This is a genomic window from Tessaracoccus luoxuelianae, assembly GCF_055326245.1.
The window spans coordinates 16,863-33,794 of sequence record NZ_JBUZNO010000005.1 but is presented as its reverse complement, the minus strand read 5'-3'; the positions used below and the strand labels follow the sequence as shown (position 1 = coordinate 33,794).

Here is a 16,932-nt window from a genome sequence, read left to right as displayed (position 1 = left end):
TCAGCGGCTGCTCTCCGGGGGGCGGGTGTATCCCGCCTGCTCGAGGTCCTCCGTGAGATGGTCCACCAGTAGCAGTTCGTCCTTGATCAGCCCGGCGCGGTAGGCGCCGCGCGCCACCAGGCTCGCGGACACAGGCGCGGTCAGCAGCTGCAGCACGATGACGAGCAGGCACAGACCCACTGCCCACCAGGTGCGCAGGCTGAGCGTGATACCCACCGTGACCGAGATCAACCCCAGCACCTGGGGTTTGGTGATGGCGTGCATCTTTCCCAGCACGTCGGGGAAGCGCACCAGCGAGACGGCGGCGCCGAAGCACAGCAGCGCGCCCGCCAGCACGAACAGCGACGCGATGAGGTCGAAGATCTCGTCTGTCATTGGGCCCCCTTCCGGTCTCGGTTGGCGCTGTAGTGGCGCCGGGTGGCCATCCGGTCGGCCACCATCCGCGCCACCGACACGGCGCTGGTGAAGCCCAGCATGGACAGCAACACCAGGATGAGCACCTCCGTGGAGCTGTCGGACCACACCGTCCACAACCCCAGCGATGCCACGACGACGGCCACGATCAGGTCCGCGGCCACGGAGCGGTCCAGCTGGGTGGGGCCCTCCGCGATCCGGTTTGCCCCGATGATCGCGGACACCGTGAGCACCACGGCCGCGACACTCAGGATCACGTCGGTGAGCACTTGAACCATGTCACTCCTCCATCCGGGGGGACGCGTTGACGGGGTGGGTGAGGCACGCGGCGTCGAAGGCGGCGATCTCCTCGTCGGAGCCGAAGGCGCGCACCACCCGCGACTCGACGGCCATGGCCATGTGCTGCACCCTGTCGAGGGCCGCGTCGTCGACCAGCTCGAGGGCGTGCATGTACAGGCGGCGCGGCTCGCGGACCACCTCGATCACCACCGTGCCCGGCACCAGGGACAGGATCTCGGCCACCTGGACCTGGTACAGGTCGTCGTCGGTGTGGAGGTCCACGCGCACGATCCCGGCGTGGAGGTTGACCTCCCGCTGGAAGGCGAGGCGGAGCAGGCGCACCGACGAGACCACCAGGTCGCGCAGGAGGTGCCAGGTCAGCAGAGCGAACCCGACGGGGCGGAATCTGCCTTGCCAGAAGATCGGGGGCAGCGGGAACATCACGCCGATGACCCAGCCCAGCGCGATGCCCAGGAGCAGCACCAGCGGGGACGCGCTGCCCCATGCGAGGACCCAGACGCCTGCCATGCCGAACACCGACAGAGGCCGGAATCTCACCCGTTGGCGCCACGGGGTGGCGGACTTCATCATCGCAACCCCTCGGGGAGGACGGCGACGAGGTAGGACCCGTCGCGCAGCGTGGCGGCAGCGGCGTGGGTGTACTCGTACAGCGGGCCGGCGAACACTGTCAGCGCCAGGCCGAACGCCACCAACGCCATCGTGGCACCCACCTGGAGCGGCGGCATGGGGCGGGTGTCGTCGTCGATGAGCTCGTCGAGCTGCTCGTTGAGCCGCTCCGACTCCGCGCGGCGATGCTCGGCGGGGGTGATGCCCCAGAACGCCCGGTTCCAGACCTTGGCCATGGCGATGAGGGTGAGGAGGCTGGTCGCTACGCCGCCGGCCACCACGGCCCAGGCCAGTGCGCCGCCGTGGGCGGCCCCGGCCTGGAGCAGGCCGAGCTTGCCGATGAACCCGGAGAAGGGCGGGATCCCGGCCAGGTTCATGGCAGGGAGGAAGAACAGGACGGCCAGCAGGGGAGCCACTTTCAGGAGCCCACCGAGGCCCTCCAGCGACGAGGTGCCGCCGCGACGCTCGATGAGCCCGGTGACCAGGAACAAGGTTGCCTGAATGGTGATGTGGTGAGCGGTGTAGAAGATGGTGGCCGCCATCCCCGCGTCGCTGCCGAGCGAGATGCCGAAGATCATGAATCCGATGTGGCTGACGAGGGTGAAGGAGAGCATGCGCTTGATCTCCACCTGCGCGATGGCGCCCAGGATGCCGACCACCATCGTCAGCAGCGAGGCCACCATCAGGACGTCGTTGACCGGTGACGACGGGAACAGCAGCGTCTCGGTGCGGATGATGGCGTACACGCCCACCTTGGTGAGCAGGCCCGCGAAGACCGCGGTGACGGGCGCGGGCGCTGTGGGGTAGGAGTCCGGCAGCCAGGACCCGAGCGGGAACATCGCCGCCTTGACGGCGAAGGTGACGATCAGAAGCACCTCGAGCAGTAGCTGGACCGGCTCGCTGAGGTCCCGCAGACGCACCGCCAGATGTGCGAGGTTGACCGTGCCCGTGGCGGCGTAGACCGCCGAGATGGAGATGAGGAACAGCGATGAGCTGAGCAGGGAGACGATCACATAGGTGGTGCCGGCGCGGATGCGGTCCCCCGTGCCGCCCAGCGTGAGCAGCACGTAGGAGGCGAACAGCAGGATCTCGAATCCCACGAACAGGTTGAACAGATCCCCGGCCAGGAACGCGTTCGACACGCCGGCCATCAGCAGCAGGAAGGTGGGGTGGAAGATCGACACGGGGGTCTCGCGGCGCACCTCGTCGCTGTCCTGGCCGGTGGCGAAGAGGAGGACGCACAGGGCCACCACCGATGCCACGAACAGCATCAGGGAGCTCAGCCGGTCCGCCACCAACGCGATGCCGAGCGGCTCCGGCCAGTTCGCCAGCCACAAGGCGATCGGCCCCACCTGATGCGTGTGCCAGATCAGGATGCCGGCCACCACGACGATGCCGGAGAGGCTGAGCACCGAGACGATGCGCTGGGTGGCCGGGCGCCGCGGTAGCGCCAGGGCGACGGCGGCGCCGAAGATGGCCAGCAGCACCGGCACGGGGAGCAGGTTCTCCATCATTCGCTCACCACGTCCTCGCCGGTGTCGGAGAAGGTGGTGTCCTCGTAGGACTCGGAGGCCACATCCGCCTCGGCGAGCCGCCGGATGCGGGCGTCCTCGACATCGTCGGCCACCTCGTCGTGCCCGTGCAGCTGGAAGCTGCGGTAGGCGACGGTGAGCACGAACGCCGCGACCGCCATGGTGATGACGATGGCCGTGAGGACCATCGCCTGCGGCAGCGGGTCCGAGGTCTGATCAGGATCCGCCAGTCCGACGATGGGCGCGGCGCCCGGTTCTCCGGCGGCGACGATGAACAGGAGGTTCACGCCGTTGCTGGCCAGCAGGACGCCGAGCAGGATCCTGGTCAGGGAGCGCTCGAGCAACAGGTAGACGCCGGAGGCCACCAGGATGCCCGCGGTGACGGCCAGGACGAGGTTGGCTGTCATCGCAGCTCCTCCCCGCGTCGGGTGTGCCGGGTGTGGCGGGGGGAGTCGTCGTGCGCGTCCGGCCGGCCGCGGTCCTCGGCGGTTCCGCCGTGCCGCGCCGGAAGCGCGATGGTGGAGTCCGGGAGCGGCATGGGGGCCAGCTGGTCGCTGGCGTGCTGGTCGATTCCCGAGCCGAGGCTGCGGACCACGTCGAGCAGCATGCCCACCACCACGAGGTAGACGCCCAGGTCGAAGATCGTCGACGACACGAGGTGCACCTCACCGAAGAGGGGGAGCGCGCCCCACGGCGTGGAGAGCGCGTCCGGGCCCGGCACGTCCCAGTAGTACTCGTAGCTCTCCAGCACCTTGCCGCCGAAGAGCACCGGGACGACGGCGGTTCCCAGCAGCAGGAACAGGCCTCCGCCCAGTAGGCGGCCGGCGTCGAACGGGGCGGCCTCGTCGAGCTCGTGACGCCCCGCCGCCAGGTAGCGGATGATCAGGGCCATGCCCGCCACCATCCCTCCGGCGAAGCCGCCGCCGGGGGAGTTGTGGCCGGCCAGCAGGAGATAGACCGACAGGATGATCATCACGCCGAACAACAGCCGGGTGATCACCTCGAAGACCAGCGACCGGACCAGGGGGGACAGCGTCTGGCCCGCCCGCAGCCACACCCCCGGAGCGGTGTCCGACATGGGGGCGTCCTCGCGGTCCTCGAAGACCTCGTCGGTGCGCGTGACCGACCCCACGCGGGAGCGGAGGAAGATCAGCGAGGCGACGCCGGTGGCCGCGATGACCAGCACCGCGATCTCCCCGAGGGTGTCCCAGGCGCGCGTGTCGACCAGGGCGACGTTGACGATGTTCTTGCCGTAGCCGATCTGGTAGGCGGCCTCGTACCAGGCGTCGGACACCGGATCGGCCACCCGGGCGCCGGCTGCCACGATCGCCACCAGGGTCACCGTGGTCCCCACCGCGGCGGCGACCAGCACCCGCCACCACCGGGTGGAGCTGAGGGGCCGGTTGGTGAAGTAGCGGGGCAGTTTGCGCACCACCAGCACGAACACCACCAGCGTGACGGTTTCGACGAGGACCTGCGTGAGGGCCAGATCGGGGGCGCCTGCCATGGCGAACATCAGCGCCAACCCGTAGCCCGTGACGCCGACCAGGAGGACGCCGCGGATCCGGCCCCGCGATCCTGCGGCCAGGACGGCGGCGGTGATCATGACGGCCGCCACCAGCAGTTGTGCCCAGTGGTCGAAGACCCGGATCTCGGGCCAGAGGCGGACCCGGAGCAGCGCGTAGCTGGCCAGGGTCACCAGGGTGACGAGGATGGTGCCCAGGTAGATCGACAGCGATCCGCGCTGGGAGCGGGCCGTGACCTCGACCGACACCCGGTCCAGGTTGTGCATGGAGCGGTGGTAGAACTCCTCGGCCGTGGTGACCTGCGGGAACGTGGCCTGGATGCGGGCGATGCGCTCACGGAACACGAAGAGGGCAACACCGGCCACCAACGCGACGATCGACATGATCAGGGGCGGGGTGAAGCCGTGCCACAGCGCGAAGCCGTGGCTGGCCTTGCCGGTGGCGACGGTGCGGGCGTAGGGGTCAAGCAGATCAGTCAGCTGGGGGCCGAGGAACCCGCCGATCAGGGACAGCAGGCCCAGGAACATCGGCACGGCGGCGATCCCGACGGCGGGCCGGTGCCAGGACAGCTCCGGGGCGCCGTCCTTGGACGCGAACGCCCCCCACCACCAGCGCAGCGAGTACGCCGCGGTGAGCGCTGAGCCGAAGACCAGCGCGCCGGCCAGGGCGGCCGCGGCCAGCGGGGTCACAGCCTCCACGTCCCCGGAGACGAGATATTGGATGGACTCGAAGGCGGCCTCCTTGGCGACGAACCCCACCAGCGGTGGCACCCCCGCCATGGACAGCACGGCCAGCCCGCCGAGGGCGGCCAGCCACGGCACCCGGTACCCCACGCCGCTGAGCTCGCGGAGGTCGCGGGTCCCGGCGGAGTGATCGATGATGCCCACGCACATGAAGAGGGTGGACTTGAACAGGGCGTGCGCGATGACCATCCCGAGCCCGGCGAGGGCGGCCGCCTCGGTGCCGAGCCCCACCAGCAGGACCAGGAATCCGAGTTGGCTCACCGTGCCGTAGGCGAGGAGGAGCTTGAGGTCCGTCTGGCGGAGGGCGCGCCAGCCGCCCAGGATCATGGTGATGATGCCCAGCAGCATGATGGTAGGCCGCCACCACGGGACCGACGCGAAGGCGGGGGCGAGGGCGGCCACCAGGTAGACGCCGGCCTTCACCATGGCGGCGGCGTGCAGGTAGGCCGAGATGGGCGTCGGCGCGGCCATAGCGCCGGGCAGCCAGAAGTGGAACGGGACGAGGGCGGACTTGCTGAGCGCGCCCACCAGCATCAGCAGCGCGCCGACGGTGGCCAGCGTGCCCGTCGGCGGCTCCGCCAGGATCTCCTGCATGGACAGCGTGCCGGAGGTCTGCCACAGCGCGACGATGCCCACGAGCATGGCCAGTCCGCCGGTGGTGGTGACGATCAGCGCGGTCTGCGCGGCGCCGCGGTTGGCCCGACGGGTGGGGTCGTGCGCGATGAGCAGGTAGGAGAAGATCGTGGTCAACTCCCAGAAGATGTAGAGCACCACCAGGTTGTCCGCGGTGACCAGCCCCAGCATCGTGCCGGCGAAGATCGTCAGGATGGCCGCGGACCGGGCCACCGTCATGCCGTCGAAGTACCACCGGCTGTAGAGAAGGACCAGGGCGCCGATCCAGGTCACGATCATGGCGAGCACCCACTGGAGCAGCCCGATCCGGAGCGTGAGGTCCACGCCCAGCAGCGGGATCCACTGATAGCTCTCGAGGTATTCCCCGCCGGCGACGACGGTGGGGGCGAGGCTGGTGAGCCACACGGCCGCGGCAAGGGGGCCCAGCATCAGCACGAAGAAGGAGCGGGCCCCGAACCAGCGGACGAAGAGTGGTGCGAGCGCGCCGAGCACCGCGTGGGCGGCGATCAGTGCGAGAAGCACGCCAGAACTCCCGTCTCCTTGGGTTCGTGGTGGCGGGGTCAGTCTATCGGGCGCACAAGGCCTCCGGTGATGCCGGAACATCGACATCGGCGAGGTTTATAGCCATCTGTGGGCCTGTATAAGTTCTTGATACATTGGGACATCAATCGATACACAGGGAGGTCGTCGTGGATCCAGTGTCGAATCCGTACTCGCCCGGGGCGGGACGCCTTCCAGCGGCGCTGGTCGGACGCGGGACGCAGCTGGAGGCCTGGGACGTCGCGCTCAGAAGAATCACTATCGGGAGGGACGCCCAGTCGGTTGTCCTCTATGGCCTCCGCGGGGTGGGCAAGACGGTGCTGCTCACCCAGTTCGCTCGAATGGCCGCCGAACGGGGCTGGATCGTGGCCCAGATCGAGGCGAAATCCGGGAGGTCTGTGCGTGACATGGTGGGCGAGGCCCTCCATGACAATCTCGTGGACCTGGCGAAGCCCGGTGTGGGCGCCAGGGTGTTGAAGGCATTGAAGACCGCCCTGAGTTTCAAAGCCTCGTACGACCTCACGGGCAAGTGGAACTTCGGGGTCAACCTCAACGACAGCCCAGGCGGAGGCGCGGACACCGGGACGTTCGAGTCCGATCTGGGGAAGCTACTTCGGGACCTCGGTGGCGCTGCGGAGGAACAGGGGGTTGGTGTGGCGGTTCTCGTCGATGAGGCCCAGGACCTACCCGACGAGGAACTGATCGCGTTGTGTTCCATCGTCCACGCAGCCAACCAGCGGCAGGACCGCCTCGTTCTCGCACTCGCCGGGTTGCCGAGTCTCCCACGCAAGCTCGCGGAGGCGAAATCCTACGCCGAGCGACTCTTCAACTACCGAACAGTCGATGCGCTCGCCGATGACGACGCCGCTGCCGCACTGGTGACTCCCGCCGAAGCAGAGGGTGTGGGGTGGGAGGAGGCAGCCATGAACCACATTGTGATGGCGGCGAGCGGCTACCCGTACTTCCTTCAGCAGTTCGGTCAGGACACGTGGAACGCGACGGAGCTGCCTCCGATCACCCTGCCAGACGCGAAGTTAGGGGTGGCGATCGGCCAACTCGCGCTCGACACGGGCTTCTTTCGGATCCGCTGGGATCGGGCCACCAGTGCAGAGAAGGAGTATCTGAAGGCCATGGCGGTGGATGGTGATGGTGGGAGCAGCTCCGGTGAGGTTGCCGCTCGCCTGCGGAAGAAGACCACCGCCCTCGGCCCCGTGCGGGCCAACCTCATCAACAAGGGTCTGATCTATTCGCCGGATCACGGGGTGGTGGCTTACACGGTCCCCGCCATGGCCGAGTTCGTGAAACGGCAGGCCCGGTAGCCCAACCCTGCGGCCGGACGCCGTAGCGGGAGCCGCCCTGATCTCAGAGGCGTCCGCGCAGCCAGGCGAGGTCCAGAGCTCGTTCGGGGACCCCGCCCGGGGTCTCAAGGAGGGTGACGGTGTCCGCCTCCCGCACGAGGGCGGCCAAGGCGTCGCCGTCGATCAGGCCCTGGCCCAGGTTGGCGTGCCGGTCCGCGCCGCTGCCGGCCTCGTCGCGCGAGTCGTTGCAGTGCAACACGTCCACCCGGCCGGTGATCGCGGTGATCCTCCCGAGGAGCCCGTCGAGCTCCAGACCCGCGGCGTGCGCATGGCAGGTGTCGAGGCAGAAGCCCACCCGGTCCGCGTTCGGCGAGCCCGAGAGAGCGTCCCACAACCGATCGATGGCCTCCAGGTGCCTGGCCATCGCGTTGCCGCCGCCGGCGGTGTTCTCGATGAAGATCGGCACCTCCAGCTCCAGCGCGTCCACGCACTTGCGCCAGTTAACGAATCCGACCGAGGGGTCCTCGTCGGCGGTGACGTGGCCGCCGTGGACCACCACGCCGAGGGCGCCGACGGCGGCGGCCTCCGTGACCGTCTGCTGCAGCAGCTTGCGCGAGGGGATGCGGATCCGGTTGTTGGTGGAGGCCACATTGAGGGCGTAGGGGGCGTGCACGACAATGCCGACGCCGGCGGCCTCCGCGGCGGACTTCAGAGCAGCGGCCCCGCCGTCGACCAGGGTGGCCGGCTTCTTCCAGCTCTGCGGGTCGCCCAGGAAGATCTGGACCACGTCCAGGCCGAGCGCGGCGGCCTCGGGGAGCGGATCGGTGGAGTCGACGTGTGCGCCAAGTTTCATGCGCCCAGGCTAATGGCCTGAGTAGCCTGGGCACACAGGCCGTCGAGGGAGTCACCATGCCGCAGATCAACCACGTCGTCACGCGTCTTCGCGCCGTCGTCGCGCAGCACGGGTCGCGCACCGCCACCCGCATCCGCGAGGGCGACCGCTGGGTCACCCAGACGTACACGCAGTTCCAGGACAAGGTCAACCGCGTTGCGCAGGGCCTGATCAACCTCGGCGTCGAGCCCGGCGGACGGGTCGGAATCTTCCTCGCCAACCGGCCGGAATGGTCGGAGATCGACTTCGGAGCCGCCACCGCCCGGGCGGTCCCGGTGCCCCTGTACGCCACCTCCACCCCTGAACAGATCAGCCACATCGCCGCCGATTCCGGCCTGACGGTCATGTTCGTCGGCAATCAGAGCGAGTGCGAGCGCGTCCTGTCCGCGGCCGACGAGCTGCCGGACCTGGCGCACATCGTCATCCTCAAGCCCTATCCGGGAATGCCGGAGAACGTGACGAGCTACGCGGACTTCCTGGCCGAGCCAGACCACGGCGCCGTCGAGGCCCGCTTCGCCGAAGCCAGCGGCGACGACCTCGCCTCGATCATCTACACCTCGGGGACCACCGGCAACCCCAAGGGCGTGATGCTGCAGCACAGCGCCTTCGTGACGCAGAGCGACGCGTTGGACAGCTTCTTCAACATCCAGCCCGAGGACCACTCCTTGAGCTTCCTCCCGCTCTCGCACGCGCTGGAGCGGGCGTGGACCTACGTGGTGCTGCTGCACGGGTCCATGAACACCTACGTGGAGAACGCGCGCACCGTGGCCGAGCAGATGGTGCTGGCGCAGCCCACGATGATGGTCAGCGTGCCGAAGCTGTTCGAGACGGTGTACGCCACTGCCCACGCGAAGGTCGAGTCGTCCGCGGCCAAGCGGCAGATCTTCGCCTGGGCGCTCAAGGTGGGCCGCCACAACCAGTACGCCTACCGCTCCGGCAGGCGCCCCAGCGCCCTGCTGCGCACCCAGCTGGCGCTGGCGGACAAGCTGGTGCTGGGCAACGTCCGCGCGGCTCTCGGCGGGCCCAAGACCGTCCTGGCCTGCGGCGGGGCGCCGTTGCGCCCGGAGATCGAGGAGTTCTTCTCCTCGGTGGGACTCCCCATCCAGCAGGGCTACGGGCTGACGGAGACCTCGCCGCTGATCTCGTTCAACGCGCCGGACGACTTCAAGGCCGGCACCGTCGGCAAGGTGCTCCCTGGCGGCGAGCTGCGGATCGGGGACCTCGGCGAGATCCTCTACAAGGGCCCCAACGTGATGCTCGGCTACTGGAACGCCCCTGAGGCCACGGCCGAGGTGCTCATCGACGGGTGGCTGCACACCGGCGACGTCGGCTATGTGGACACCGAGGGGTTCCTCACCATCACGGATCGGCTGAAGGACATCATCGTCACCCTCGGCGGGAAGAATGTGGCCCCCCAGCCCATCGAGGGCCTCATCCTGTCGGACCCCCTCTTCGAGCACGCCGTGCTCCTCGGCGACAACCGCCCCTTCGTCACGCTGTTGGTGAAGCCGTCGCTGCCGCACGTGGAAGCCCTGGCCAAGACGCGCGCGTGGCCCGGCGAGGTGCACGACTGGCTCGCCAGCAACGAACTGCTCGAGGAGCTCAAGAAGCGGGTCGACGAGATGACGGCGAAGCTGCCCAGCCAGGAGCGGCCGAAGGACACGCAGGTACTCAACGAGGAGTTCACCATGGACAACGGCCTCCTCACGCCCACCCTGAAGGTGCGCCGCCGCGCGGTCGAGGCCCGGTTCAAGGCGCTCGTCGACGAGATGTACGCCCGGATGGAGGCCCGGCGCGCGCAGCCGTGACGAGGACGCACCGTCGCCCCTGGTGGGCCACCTGGCCGGGGGCGTTGACCATGGCGGCCGCTTCGCTGGCGATGGCGGCCTGGGGCATCGTCGCGCTGCTCGGCACGGCGCTGCTCCCTGACGACGGGGGCGTGGGCGTGGACTTCGAGGTCGCGGGGCCGGGGATGTTCACCCGTGGGGTGGCGCTGACTGTGGGTGTCGCGGCGCTGGCGCTGCCGGTGCTGACCGGCCGCTGGGCCCGGAAGCGGTGGGCCGGCTACCTGCTGCTCGGGCTGGGGCTCAGCGCCCTCGTGGGCGCGGTCGGGCTGGTGATGTTCGGCATCCTGTGAGGCGGCTGACTTGGCTGCCCGACGCCGAGGGAGCACCATATGCCCATGGGATTGCTTGACTTCCTCGGGAAGCGTTCGCCCGGCCTCTCCGTCGAGGAGACGCTGATGGCGCTCAGTAAGGGCGCGGTGCTCATCGACGTGCGCACCCAGGTGGAGTACGAGGCAGGCCACGCGCCGGGCGCGCGTCCGGTGGACCCGAAGGCCCTGCACGAGAACCCCCTGGACGCCATCCACGGCGACGACCCGCTCGCGGAGCGCGACGGTGCGGTGATCGTCATCTGCGACAACGGCCTGCGGTCCTCGATCGCGGCGGCCGAGCTGCGGTCCAAGGGGCTGCTGGCGGAGTCGGTCGCGGGCGGGCTCCGCGCCTGGGCGAAGGACGGCAACCCGGTGCTGCCCGGCCCCTACCGCCGACGGCGCTGAGGTGCGTCCCGTCTGGGCGGCGCCCTTCGTCGGCGGCGTGCTGGCCGGAGCGACGGCGTCCGCGCTGGCCACCCGTTGGCTCGAGGGGCGCCGCACCATCGACCGCCATGTCGAGGACTACCGCGCCCACTGGGGGCAGCGTCCCGAGGGGGCCGAGGGGTTGCGCTACGTGGCGCTGGGGGACTCGGCCGCCCAGGGCGTGGGCGCCACGGCCGTGACCCGCGGGTACGTGCCGAGGATCGCCGAGCGGCTGCGCACCGCCAGCGGCCGCGACGTTCTGGTCACCAACCTGTCGGTCTCGGGCGCCACCAGCGACGACGTGGTGCGCGACCAGCTTCCGCAGTTCGCCCAGCTGGGTTTCGTGCCGGACCTGGTGACCCTGGACATCGGCGGCAACGACGTCATCTACCCCGGGCACAACGCCGCCACGTTCGAACGCAGCCTGGAACAGATCCTCGCGGCGCTGCCCGCGGGGAGCTTCGTCGCCGACGTTCCGTGGTTCATGGTGCCGGTGCTCGGGGGGCAGTCCCAGCGGATGTCGGTCCTGGCCGCGGCGCTGGTGGAGCGGCACGGGCATCACCTGGTGCCGCTGCATCGGGTGTCGCGGCAGACCGGCATGCTCGGCTATCACCGGCACACCGCCGGCGACTTCTTCCATCCCAACGACCGCGGTTACGAGGGGTGGGCGGAGGCGTTCTGGGGGACGATCGTGGCCAGCGGGCGCTTGGAGCAGTTGCGCGTCGCTGATTGATCCGGTCCGGTCTCGGATCCTGGTCCTCCGGGGGGCGGGCGTTGAGCAAATGGCACGGGTCGTGGAGCCGGGCCGGGGGAGCGTGAGCGTGGGCGCATCGTTGAGCCCTGCCATTTGCTCAACGCACCCCTCCGGCGGGGACCGGCGATTTCCCCGGCGCAGTGCCGACGGGTAACCTAGGCGGCCGGCTGACATCCGAAGTCAGTCATGCCCTCCTGCCGCGGGACAGACCCGTGGCCGTTAGTCCGAAGGAGGTGGGGCTGAGCATGCGCAAGTATGAAGTCATGGTTCTCATCGATTCTGAAGTTGATGAACGCCTTGTTCCCGCGCTCGTCGATAAGCATCTCGAAGTCATCACCAAGGGTGGTGGCACCGTCGACAACACCGACCACTGGGGTCGTCGTCGTCTCGCTTACGACATCAACAAGAAGTCCGAAGCGATCTACGCCGTGCTGCAGATCACCGCGGAGCCCGCGATCGTGTCCGAGATGGATCGACTCATGTCCATCGACGAGCGGATCGTGCGCACCAAGGTGCTGCGTCGCGAGGACTGAAAGTTATCCACAGCCTCTGTGCAGACTGAGAAAACTCGGGGCGATCAGCCAAGAGTGAAGGCAGTCGCACCAGGCGCAGATCCGGCACTGAGCGTCGGAGGGGCGCCGTAAGGTAGCAGAGGCAACCCAAGTCCGATATCGGAAGGCACACACAGACATGGCAGGCGAAACCCCCATCACGCTCATCGGCAACCTCACCGCCGATCCCGAGCTTCGTTTCACGCCCAATGGGGCGGCCGTCGCGAACTTCACGGTCGCGTCCACCCCCCGCACGTTCGATCGTCAGACGAACGAGTGGAAGGACGGCGACGCCATGTTCCTCAACTGCTCCGTGTGGCGTCAGTACGCCGAGAACGTGGCCGAGTCCCTGCAGAAGGGCACCCGCGTCATCGTTTCCGGTCGGCTGAAGTCGCGCAGCTACGAAACCCGCGAGGGTGAGAAGCGCACCGTGTTTGAGGTAGATGTCGACGAGGTCGGTCCGGCCCTTCGCTATGCCACGGCCAAGATCACCCGTACTCAGGGCGGCGGCGGTGGCGGTAGCTGGCAGGGCAATCAGGGCGGCGGTAACGCCCAGGCTGGCGGCGGTGGCGGACAGCAGTCCGATCCGTGGTCCGGCTCCGGAGCAGCCGGTGCACCCGGCGGCAACCGCGGCGGGAACGATCCCTGGGCACAGTCCCAGCCGGAAGAGCCCCCGTTCTGATCCATCCGCTTAACTAGCCCGCCTGGGCTAGCTGGCACATTCCGTCGCAAGACGGGCTTTCACGGGCGGCAAGCCCGGGAGTAAAGGAGAGCACCACAATGGCCGGTCCACAGCGCAAGCCTGTGAACAAGAAGAAGATCCTTCCGGTAAAGAAGACGCGAGTCGCAAACGTCGATTACAAGGACGTCAACCTGCTCAAGAAGTTCATTTCTGAGCGTGGGAAGATCCGCGCCCGCCGCGTCACCGGGCTGTCGGTTCAGGATCAGCGCAAGGTTGCCATCGCCGTCAAGAACGCGCGTGAGGTGGCCCTGCTGCCCTACGCGTCGACCGCTCGCTGAGCGCAGGAGGAGAAACAATGAAGCTCATTCTGACCAGCACCGTCGACAAGCTCGGCATCGCCGGGGACGTCGTTGAAGTCAAGGACGGCTACGGCCGCAACTTCCTGCTGCCACAGTCGAAGGCGATCCGCTGGACCCGTGGCACCGAGAAGCAGATCGACGGCATCAAGCGGGCGCGTGACGCCCGTGAGGTGCGTGGCGTCGAGCACGCGCAGGAACTGCGCGTCCAGCTCGAGGGCCTCACCGTCTCGGTGGGGGCACGGGTCTCCGATCAGGGTCACCTGTTCGGTTCCGTCACCTCCAGCGACCTCGCGGTCGCCGTCAAGAAGGCCGGCGGCCCCACGATCGACAAGCGCACGGTTTCGTTCGCGAAGCCGGTCAAGTCCGTCGGCACGCACACCGCCGCTGTCAAGCTGCACCAGGCTGTCACCGCGTACGTCCCCTTCGAGGTCGTCGCCCAGTGATCTGAGGCAACCCACAGCAGAGAGCCCCGGTTTCGGCCGGGGCTCTCTCGCTTTTCGGGGCATGGGGGCAGGCTCTAGGGTTGGGGGATGAGCGCCCGATTCCTCACCACGTGGCCGTGCCAGGACGCCTGCGGCACCGTTGAGACCGACGAGCGGGTCGAGGGCGCGCCCGTGTACCGATGCCCCGGCTGTGACACCTCCTGGATCGAGCTCAATGAGCGCACCGAGCCCGCCGACGATACGTCCTCCCGCGTGAAGCAGCAGCATCACCAGAACAACAGGGCCTAGGGGGTGGTGCTTGAGCCCTCCGCCGCGTAGCGTGGATGGCTCGAAGGAAGGAGCCCGTCATGCCCCAGGAGGCATGGAGCGACAAGCGCGAACGCCAGTACGAGCACATCAAGGACGGCCTCCTCGAGCGAGGCGAGGCTGAGGACACGGCCGAGGAAATCGCGGCCCGGACCGTCAACAAGGAGCGGGCCCGCGCAGGTGAGGCCAAGGAGTCCAGCCGGCTCTCGCGGGAGGACATCTCCTCAGGAAGACGAGGCGGCCTCCGCTCCCACAAGGGTCCGGGTGGCCGCACCAAGGCCCAGCTCTACAACGAGGCCAAGGCAATGGGGGTCAGGGGCCGCTCAGCCATGACGAAGGCGGAGTTGCAGCGCGCCGTCGACGGCTGAGGCCCACCCAGGCGCTCCCAGTCGCCACCCCCAGCGACTGGACTCCGGAGAACCGGCCGCCCGACGTATTCTCGGAGCCATGCACAGCCCGCTTGAGCGCACCCGCCTCCTGCTCGGCCGTACCCTGCGCAGCCGCGTGGCAGGTGAGGACGCCGACGAGAAGGCCCACTTCATCTGGCAGGTCGACGGCGAGCGGTGGCACACACCAGAGGACGTGATCTGGCACGTCAACGGGGACGCGGCCATGTACGCGGGCGGGATCCGTTCCCTTCTCCTGCAGACTCTGCACCCCGCCGCGATGGCGGGTGTCGCGGGGCACTCCGGCTACAAGTCGGACCCGTGGGGACGCCTGCAGCGCACCTCGGAGTTCATCGCGATGACCACCTACGGCCCCATCCCGTCGGCGCGTGCGCTCATCGAGCGGGTCAAGGCCGTCCACGAGCGCGTTCGGGGGAAGGCCGACGACGGCACTCCATACCGGGCGTCGGACCCGCACCTCCTCGAGTGGGTGCACCTCACCGAGACGCAGAGCTTCCTGGCCAGCTTCCAGCACTTCGGGGACCGGAGGCTGAGCCGGGCGGAGGCCGACGAGTATGTGGCCCAGGCCGCGCCCGTCGGTGAGCTCCTCGGCGCCGTCGACCTTCCCCGGACCGAGGCGGACCTGCTCGCGGCTCTGGAGCGGTACCGACCCGAGTTGCGCGCCTCGGCAGCCGCCGTCGACACCGTCACGTTCCTCCTTCGCCACCCACCCATCCCATGGCCCGCCCGTCCCGGGTACTGGATGCTGGCGGCAGGCGCCATCTCGACGCTACCCGTGTGGGCGCGCCGGGAATTGGGGCTCCCGACGAGCCGCTGGTTCGACAGGTTGGTGGGCTTGCCCTGCGGGCGGTTCGCCACCGCCGTCGTGCGATGGTCGCTGACGCCCGAGAGCCGGTCGGGGCGCTGGGCGCGCACCGGCGCCGCGTCCACCTGATCCCGCCCACCGTCGCGGGGATTGACCGGGCATACTGCCGCCATGAGGATCGGCGTGGTGGGATACGGCATGGGTGGCAGGATCTTCCATGCCCCCTTCATCCAGGCGGCAGAAGGACTTGAGCTCGCGGGCGTGGTGACACGCAACCCGGCCCGGCGGGCCGAGGTCGCAGCGGACCTTCCGGGGGTCCCGGTGTTCGACTCCATGAGCGCCCTGCTGGACTCCGGCGTCGACGCCGTCACCATCACCACTCCGCCTGAGACGAGGCGGGACCTCGTCCTCGAGGCGGCCGAGCGGGGCGTCGCGATCGTCGCGGACAAGCCCTTCGCCCCCAGCGCCCAGGATGCGCGCGAGCTGGTTGCCGACGTCGAACGCCTCGGAGCCCCGCTGGCCGTGTTCCACAACCGGCGGTGGGACACCGACGTACGGACCCTCAAGGCGGTCCTCGACGCCGGCGAGTTGGGCACGCCGTGGCGGGTCGAGTCCCGCTTCGACCTCGACGAGCCCTCCACGCTCGACCCCGGCCCGACGGGCGGACTCCTGCGCGACCTCGGCACGCATCTGGCGGATCAGCTGCTGTGGCTGTTCGGCCCCGTGGACCAGGTCTACGCCAAGCTGGACTGGATGAACATGCCGGAGGGGCTCACAGACGCGGGGTTCTCCGTGGTCCTGCGCCACACCTTGGGGGTGAGCTCGACGATGCGTGCCAGCAAGGCTAACCACCTCGTCGCCCGCGAGCTGCGCGCTTACGGCAGCGCGGGAAGCTATGAATCGCAGATGAGCGACGTGCAGGCCCAGGCGGTGTTCTCCGGCCGCCGCCCCGTCGACGAGGGACAGGCGTGGGGCTACGAGGCCGAGGAACGATGGGGCGTGCTGCACACCGCGGCGGGGGAGAGGCGGGTGCCGTCGGAGCGCGGTGCCTACCAGGACTTCTACTCCCAGTTCGCGCGTGCCGTGGCCGGCGAAGGGCCGATGCCGGTGACCGGGGCCGACGCGATCCGGGCCCTTGAGGTGCTCGACGCCGCGCGGCAGAGCGCCCTTGAGGGCCGGTCGATCGAGCTTGGCTGACCAGCCCTCGGATGCAGGGGCGGAGCGGCCCCAGCGATCCAGAGATTGCTTGTCAGCTGGAGTTACGACCCTTCGAGACGGCCGCCGCCGCTCTGCGGGCGGCCCTCCTCAGGGAGCGAAACAGGGGCGGAGCGGCCCCAGCGATCCAGAGATTGCTTGTCAGCTGGAGTTACGACCCTTCGAGACGGCCGCCGCCGCTCTGCGGGCAGCCCTCCTCAGGGAGCGAAACAGGGGCGGAGCGGCCCCAGCGATCCAGAGATTGCTTGTCAGCTGGAGTTACGACCCTTCGAGACGGCCGCCGCCGCTCCGCGGGCGGCCCTCCTCAGGGAGCGAAACAGGGGCGGCCAAGCTCGGCCCCTGGGGGTC

General features: G+C 69.1%; 20 protein-coding genes. 13 read left to right on the top strand and 7 right to left on the bottom strand.

Features of this window, described 5'->3' with window-relative positions:
* From mnhG to ACZK39_RS08775, 6 genes are read right to left on the bottom strand one after another with little or no spacing between them, the layout of a single operon-like run.
* Positions 1-375 carry a monovalent cation/H(+) antiporter subunit G gene (mnhG, locus tag ACZK39_RS08800; protein ID WP_182798927.1) on the bottom strand — a complete coding sequence of 125 codons (375 nt, stop codon included), beginning with the start codon at positions 373-375 and terminating at the stop codon, positions 1-3.
* Positions 372-692, bottom strand: coding sequence for a monovalent cation/H+ antiporter complex subunit F (locus ACZK39_RS08795; protein WP_182798926.1), 321 nt, complete (start codon positions 690-692; stop codon positions 372-374). Before ACZK39_RS08795 ends, mnhG begins: the two co-directional genes overlap by 4 nt.
* 1 nt (position 693) lies before the next feature.
* A complete protein-coding gene (locus ACZK39_RS08790) occupies positions 694-1,284 on the bottom strand; it encodes a Na+/H+ antiporter subunit E (RefSeq protein ID WP_463613089.1) in 591 nt (196 codons plus the stop codon).
* Positions 1,281-2,834: a Na+/H+ antiporter subunit D gene (locus ACZK39_RS08785; RefSeq protein WP_463613088.1), complete on the bottom strand. Its 1,554-nt coding sequence runs from the start codon at positions 2,832-2,834 to the stop codon at positions 1,281-1,283. Before ACZK39_RS08785 ends, ACZK39_RS08790 begins: the two co-directional genes overlap by 4 nt.
* Complete coding sequence (locus ACZK39_RS08780; RefSeq protein ID WP_182798924.1) at positions 2,831-3,259, bottom strand: Na(+)/H(+) antiporter subunit C; 429 nt, start codon at positions 3,257-3,259, stop codon at positions 2,831-2,833. The genes ACZK39_RS08785 and ACZK39_RS08780 overlap by 4 nt, the downstream gene beginning before the upstream one ends.
* On the bottom strand, positions 3,256-6,276 hold the full coding sequence (locus tag ACZK39_RS08775) for a Na+/H+ antiporter subunit A (protein WP_459055430.1): 3,021 nt from the start codon (positions 6,274-6,276) through the stop codon (positions 3,256-3,258). Before ACZK39_RS08775 ends, ACZK39_RS08780 begins: the two co-directional genes overlap by 4 nt.
* A 167-nt stretch (positions 6,277-6,443) precedes the next feature.
* On the opposite strand from ACZK39_RS08775, the gene ACZK39_RS08770 reads away from it, so the two are divergent.
* Positions 6,444-7,613, top strand: coding sequence for an ATP-binding protein (locus ACZK39_RS08770; protein ID WP_463613087.1), 1,170 nt, complete (start codon positions 6,444-6,446; stop codon positions 7,611-7,613).
* Between the two features lie 43 nt (positions 7,614-7,656).
* Here the strand turns inward: ACZK39_RS08770 and ACZK39_RS08765 are convergent, their stop codons facing one another.
* Positions 7,657-8,445 carry a deoxyribonuclease IV gene (locus ACZK39_RS08765; RefSeq protein WP_463613086.1) on the bottom strand — a complete coding sequence of 263 codons (789 nt, stop codon included), beginning with the start codon at positions 8,443-8,445 and terminating at the stop codon, positions 7,657-7,659.
* Positions 8,446-8,501: 56 nt separating this feature from the next.
* Here ACZK39_RS08765 and ACZK39_RS08760 point away from each other — a divergent pair, with 56 nt between their 5' ends.
* The 12 genes from ACZK39_RS08760 to ACZK39_RS08705 all read left to right on the top strand — a co-directional run bounded on the left by ACZK39_RS08760 (position 8,502) and on the right by ACZK39_RS08705 (position 16,566).
* The gene (locus ACZK39_RS08760; RefSeq protein WP_463613085.1) at positions 8,502-10,292 is read left to right on the top strand and encodes an AMP-dependent synthetase/ligase; all 1,791 of its coding nucleotides are present in this window, start codon (positions 8,502-8,504) and stop codon (positions 10,290-10,292) included.
* Positions 10,289-10,621 (top strand): hypothetical protein, encoded by a 333-nt coding sequence (locus ACZK39_RS08755; RefSeq protein WP_459055423.1) that lies wholly within the window; start codon positions 10,289-10,291, stop codon positions 10,619-10,621. Before ACZK39_RS08760 ends, ACZK39_RS08755 begins: the two co-directional genes overlap by 4 nt.
* Positions 10,622-10,666: 45 nt before the next feature.
* A complete protein-coding gene (locus ACZK39_RS08750) occupies positions 10,667-11,044 on the top strand; it encodes a rhodanese-like domain-containing protein (protein WP_182781359.1) in 378 nt (125 codons plus the stop codon).
* 1 nt (position 11,045) lies between these two features.
* Positions 11,046-11,795, top strand: a complete 750-nt coding sequence (locus tag ACZK39_RS08745; RefSeq protein WP_182781360.1) for an SGNH/GDSL hydrolase family protein — start codon at positions 11,046-11,048, stop codon at positions 11,793-11,795.
* Positions 11,796-12,061: 266 nt separating this feature from the next.
* Positions 12,062-12,349 carry a 30S ribosomal protein S6 gene (gene rpsF / locus ACZK39_RS08740; RefSeq protein ID WP_182781361.1) on the top strand — a complete coding sequence of 96 codons (288 nt, stop codon included), beginning with the start codon at positions 12,062-12,064 and terminating at the stop codon, positions 12,347-12,349.
* Positions 12,350-12,506: 157 nt separating this feature from the next.
* Positions 12,507-13,049, top strand: a complete 543-nt coding sequence (locus tag ACZK39_RS08735) for a single-stranded DNA-binding protein (RefSeq protein ID WP_463613084.1) — start codon at positions 12,507-12,509, stop codon at positions 13,047-13,049.
* A gap of 98 nt (positions 13,050-13,147) precedes the next feature.
* On the top strand, positions 13,148-13,387 hold the full coding sequence (rpsR, locus tag ACZK39_RS08730; RefSeq protein ID WP_182781363.1) for a 30S ribosomal protein S18: 240 nt from the start codon (positions 13,148-13,150) through the stop codon (positions 13,385-13,387).
* A 17-nt stretch (positions 13,388-13,404) separates the two neighbouring features.
* The gene (gene rplI / locus ACZK39_RS08725) at positions 13,405-13,851 is read left to right on the top strand and encodes a 50S ribosomal protein L9 (RefSeq protein ID WP_182798916.1); all 447 of its coding nucleotides are present in this window, start codon (positions 13,405-13,407) and stop codon (positions 13,849-13,851) included.
* Positions 13,852-13,938: 87 nt separating this feature from the next.
* On the top strand, positions 13,939-14,139 hold the full coding sequence (locus ACZK39_RS08720) for a hypothetical protein (protein ID WP_459055421.1): 201 nt from the start codon (positions 13,939-13,941) through the stop codon (positions 14,137-14,139).
* Positions 14,140-14,198: 59 nt separating this feature from the next.
* A complete protein-coding gene (locus tag ACZK39_RS08715) occupies positions 14,199-14,525 on the top strand; it encodes a plasmid stabilization protein (RefSeq protein WP_459055420.1) in 327 nt (108 codons plus the stop codon).
* Between the two features lie 79 nt (positions 14,526-14,604).
* Positions 14,605-15,498 (top strand): oxygenase MpaB family protein, encoded by an 894-nt coding sequence (locus tag ACZK39_RS08710; RefSeq protein ID WP_459055419.1) that lies wholly within the window; start codon positions 14,605-14,607, stop codon positions 15,496-15,498.
* Positions 15,499-15,540: 42 nt separating this feature from the next.
* Positions 15,541-16,566 (top strand): Gfo/Idh/MocA family protein, encoded by a 1,026-nt coding sequence (locus ACZK39_RS08705; protein WP_459055418.1) that lies wholly within the window; start codon positions 15,541-15,543, stop codon positions 16,564-16,566.
* The last annotated feature ends 366 nt before the right edge of the window (positions 16,567-16,932 follow it).

Bases quoted from the DNA above. Each gene is read 5' to 3' on its own strand.
- mnhG (WP_182798927.1), bottom strand. From the start codon at position 375: ATGACAGACGAGATCTTCGACCTCATCGCGTCGCTGTTCGTGCTGGCG.
- ACZK39_RS08795 (WP_182798926.1), bottom strand. From the start codon at position 692: ATGGTTCAAGTGCTCACCGACGTGATCCTGAGTGTCGCGGCCGTGGTG.
- ACZK39_RS08790 (WP_463613089.1), bottom strand. From the start codon at position 1,284: ATGATGAAGTCCGCCACCCCGTGGCGCCAACGGGTGAGATTCCGGCCT.
- ACZK39_RS08785 (WP_463613088.1), bottom strand. From the start codon at position 2,834: ATGATGGAGAACCTGCTCCCCGTGCCGGTGCTGCTGGCCATCTTCGGC.
- ACZK39_RS08780 (WP_182798924.1), bottom strand. From the start codon at position 3,259: ATGACAGCCAACCTCGTCCTGGCCGTCACCGCGGGCATCCTGGTGGCC.
- ACZK39_RS08765 (WP_463613086.1), bottom strand. From the start codon at position 8,445: ATGAAACTTGGCGCACACGTCGACTCCACCGATCCGCTCCCCGAGGCC.
- ACZK39_RS08760 (WP_463613085.1), top strand. From the start codon at position 8,502: ATGCCGCAGATCAACCACGTCGTCACGCGTCTTCGCGCCGTCGTCGCG.
- ACZK39_RS08750 (WP_182781359.1), top strand. From the start codon at position 10,667: ATGGGATTGCTTGACTTCCTCGGGAAGCGTTCGCCCGGCCTCTCCGTC.
- rpsF (WP_182781361.1), top strand. From the start codon at position 12,062: ATGCGCAAGTATGAAGTCATGGTTCTCATCGATTCTGAAGTTGATGAA.
- ACZK39_RS08735 (WP_463613084.1), top strand. From the start codon at position 12,507: ATGGCAGGCGAAACCCCCATCACGCTCATCGGCAACCTCACCGCCGAT.
- rpsR (WP_182781363.1), top strand. From the start codon at position 13,148: ATGGCCGGTCCACAGCGCAAGCCTGTGAACAAGAAGAAGATCCTTCCG.
- rplI (WP_182798916.1), top strand. From the start codon at position 13,405: ATGAAGCTCATTCTGACCAGCACCGTCGACAAGCTCGGCATCGCCGGG.
- ACZK39_RS08720 (WP_459055421.1), top strand. From the start codon at position 13,939: ATGAGCGCCCGATTCCTCACCACGTGGCCGTGCCAGGACGCCTGCGGC.
- ACZK39_RS08715 (WP_459055420.1), top strand. From the start codon at position 14,199: ATGCCCCAGGAGGCATGGAGCGACAAGCGCGAACGCCAGTACGAGCAC.
- ACZK39_RS08710 (WP_459055419.1), top strand. From the start codon at position 14,605: ATGCACAGCCCGCTTGAGCGCACCCGCCTCCTGCTCGGCCGTACCCTG.
- ACZK39_RS08705 (WP_459055418.1), top strand. From the start codon at position 15,541: ATGAGGATCGGCGTGGTGGGATACGGCATGGGTGGCAGGATCTTCCAT.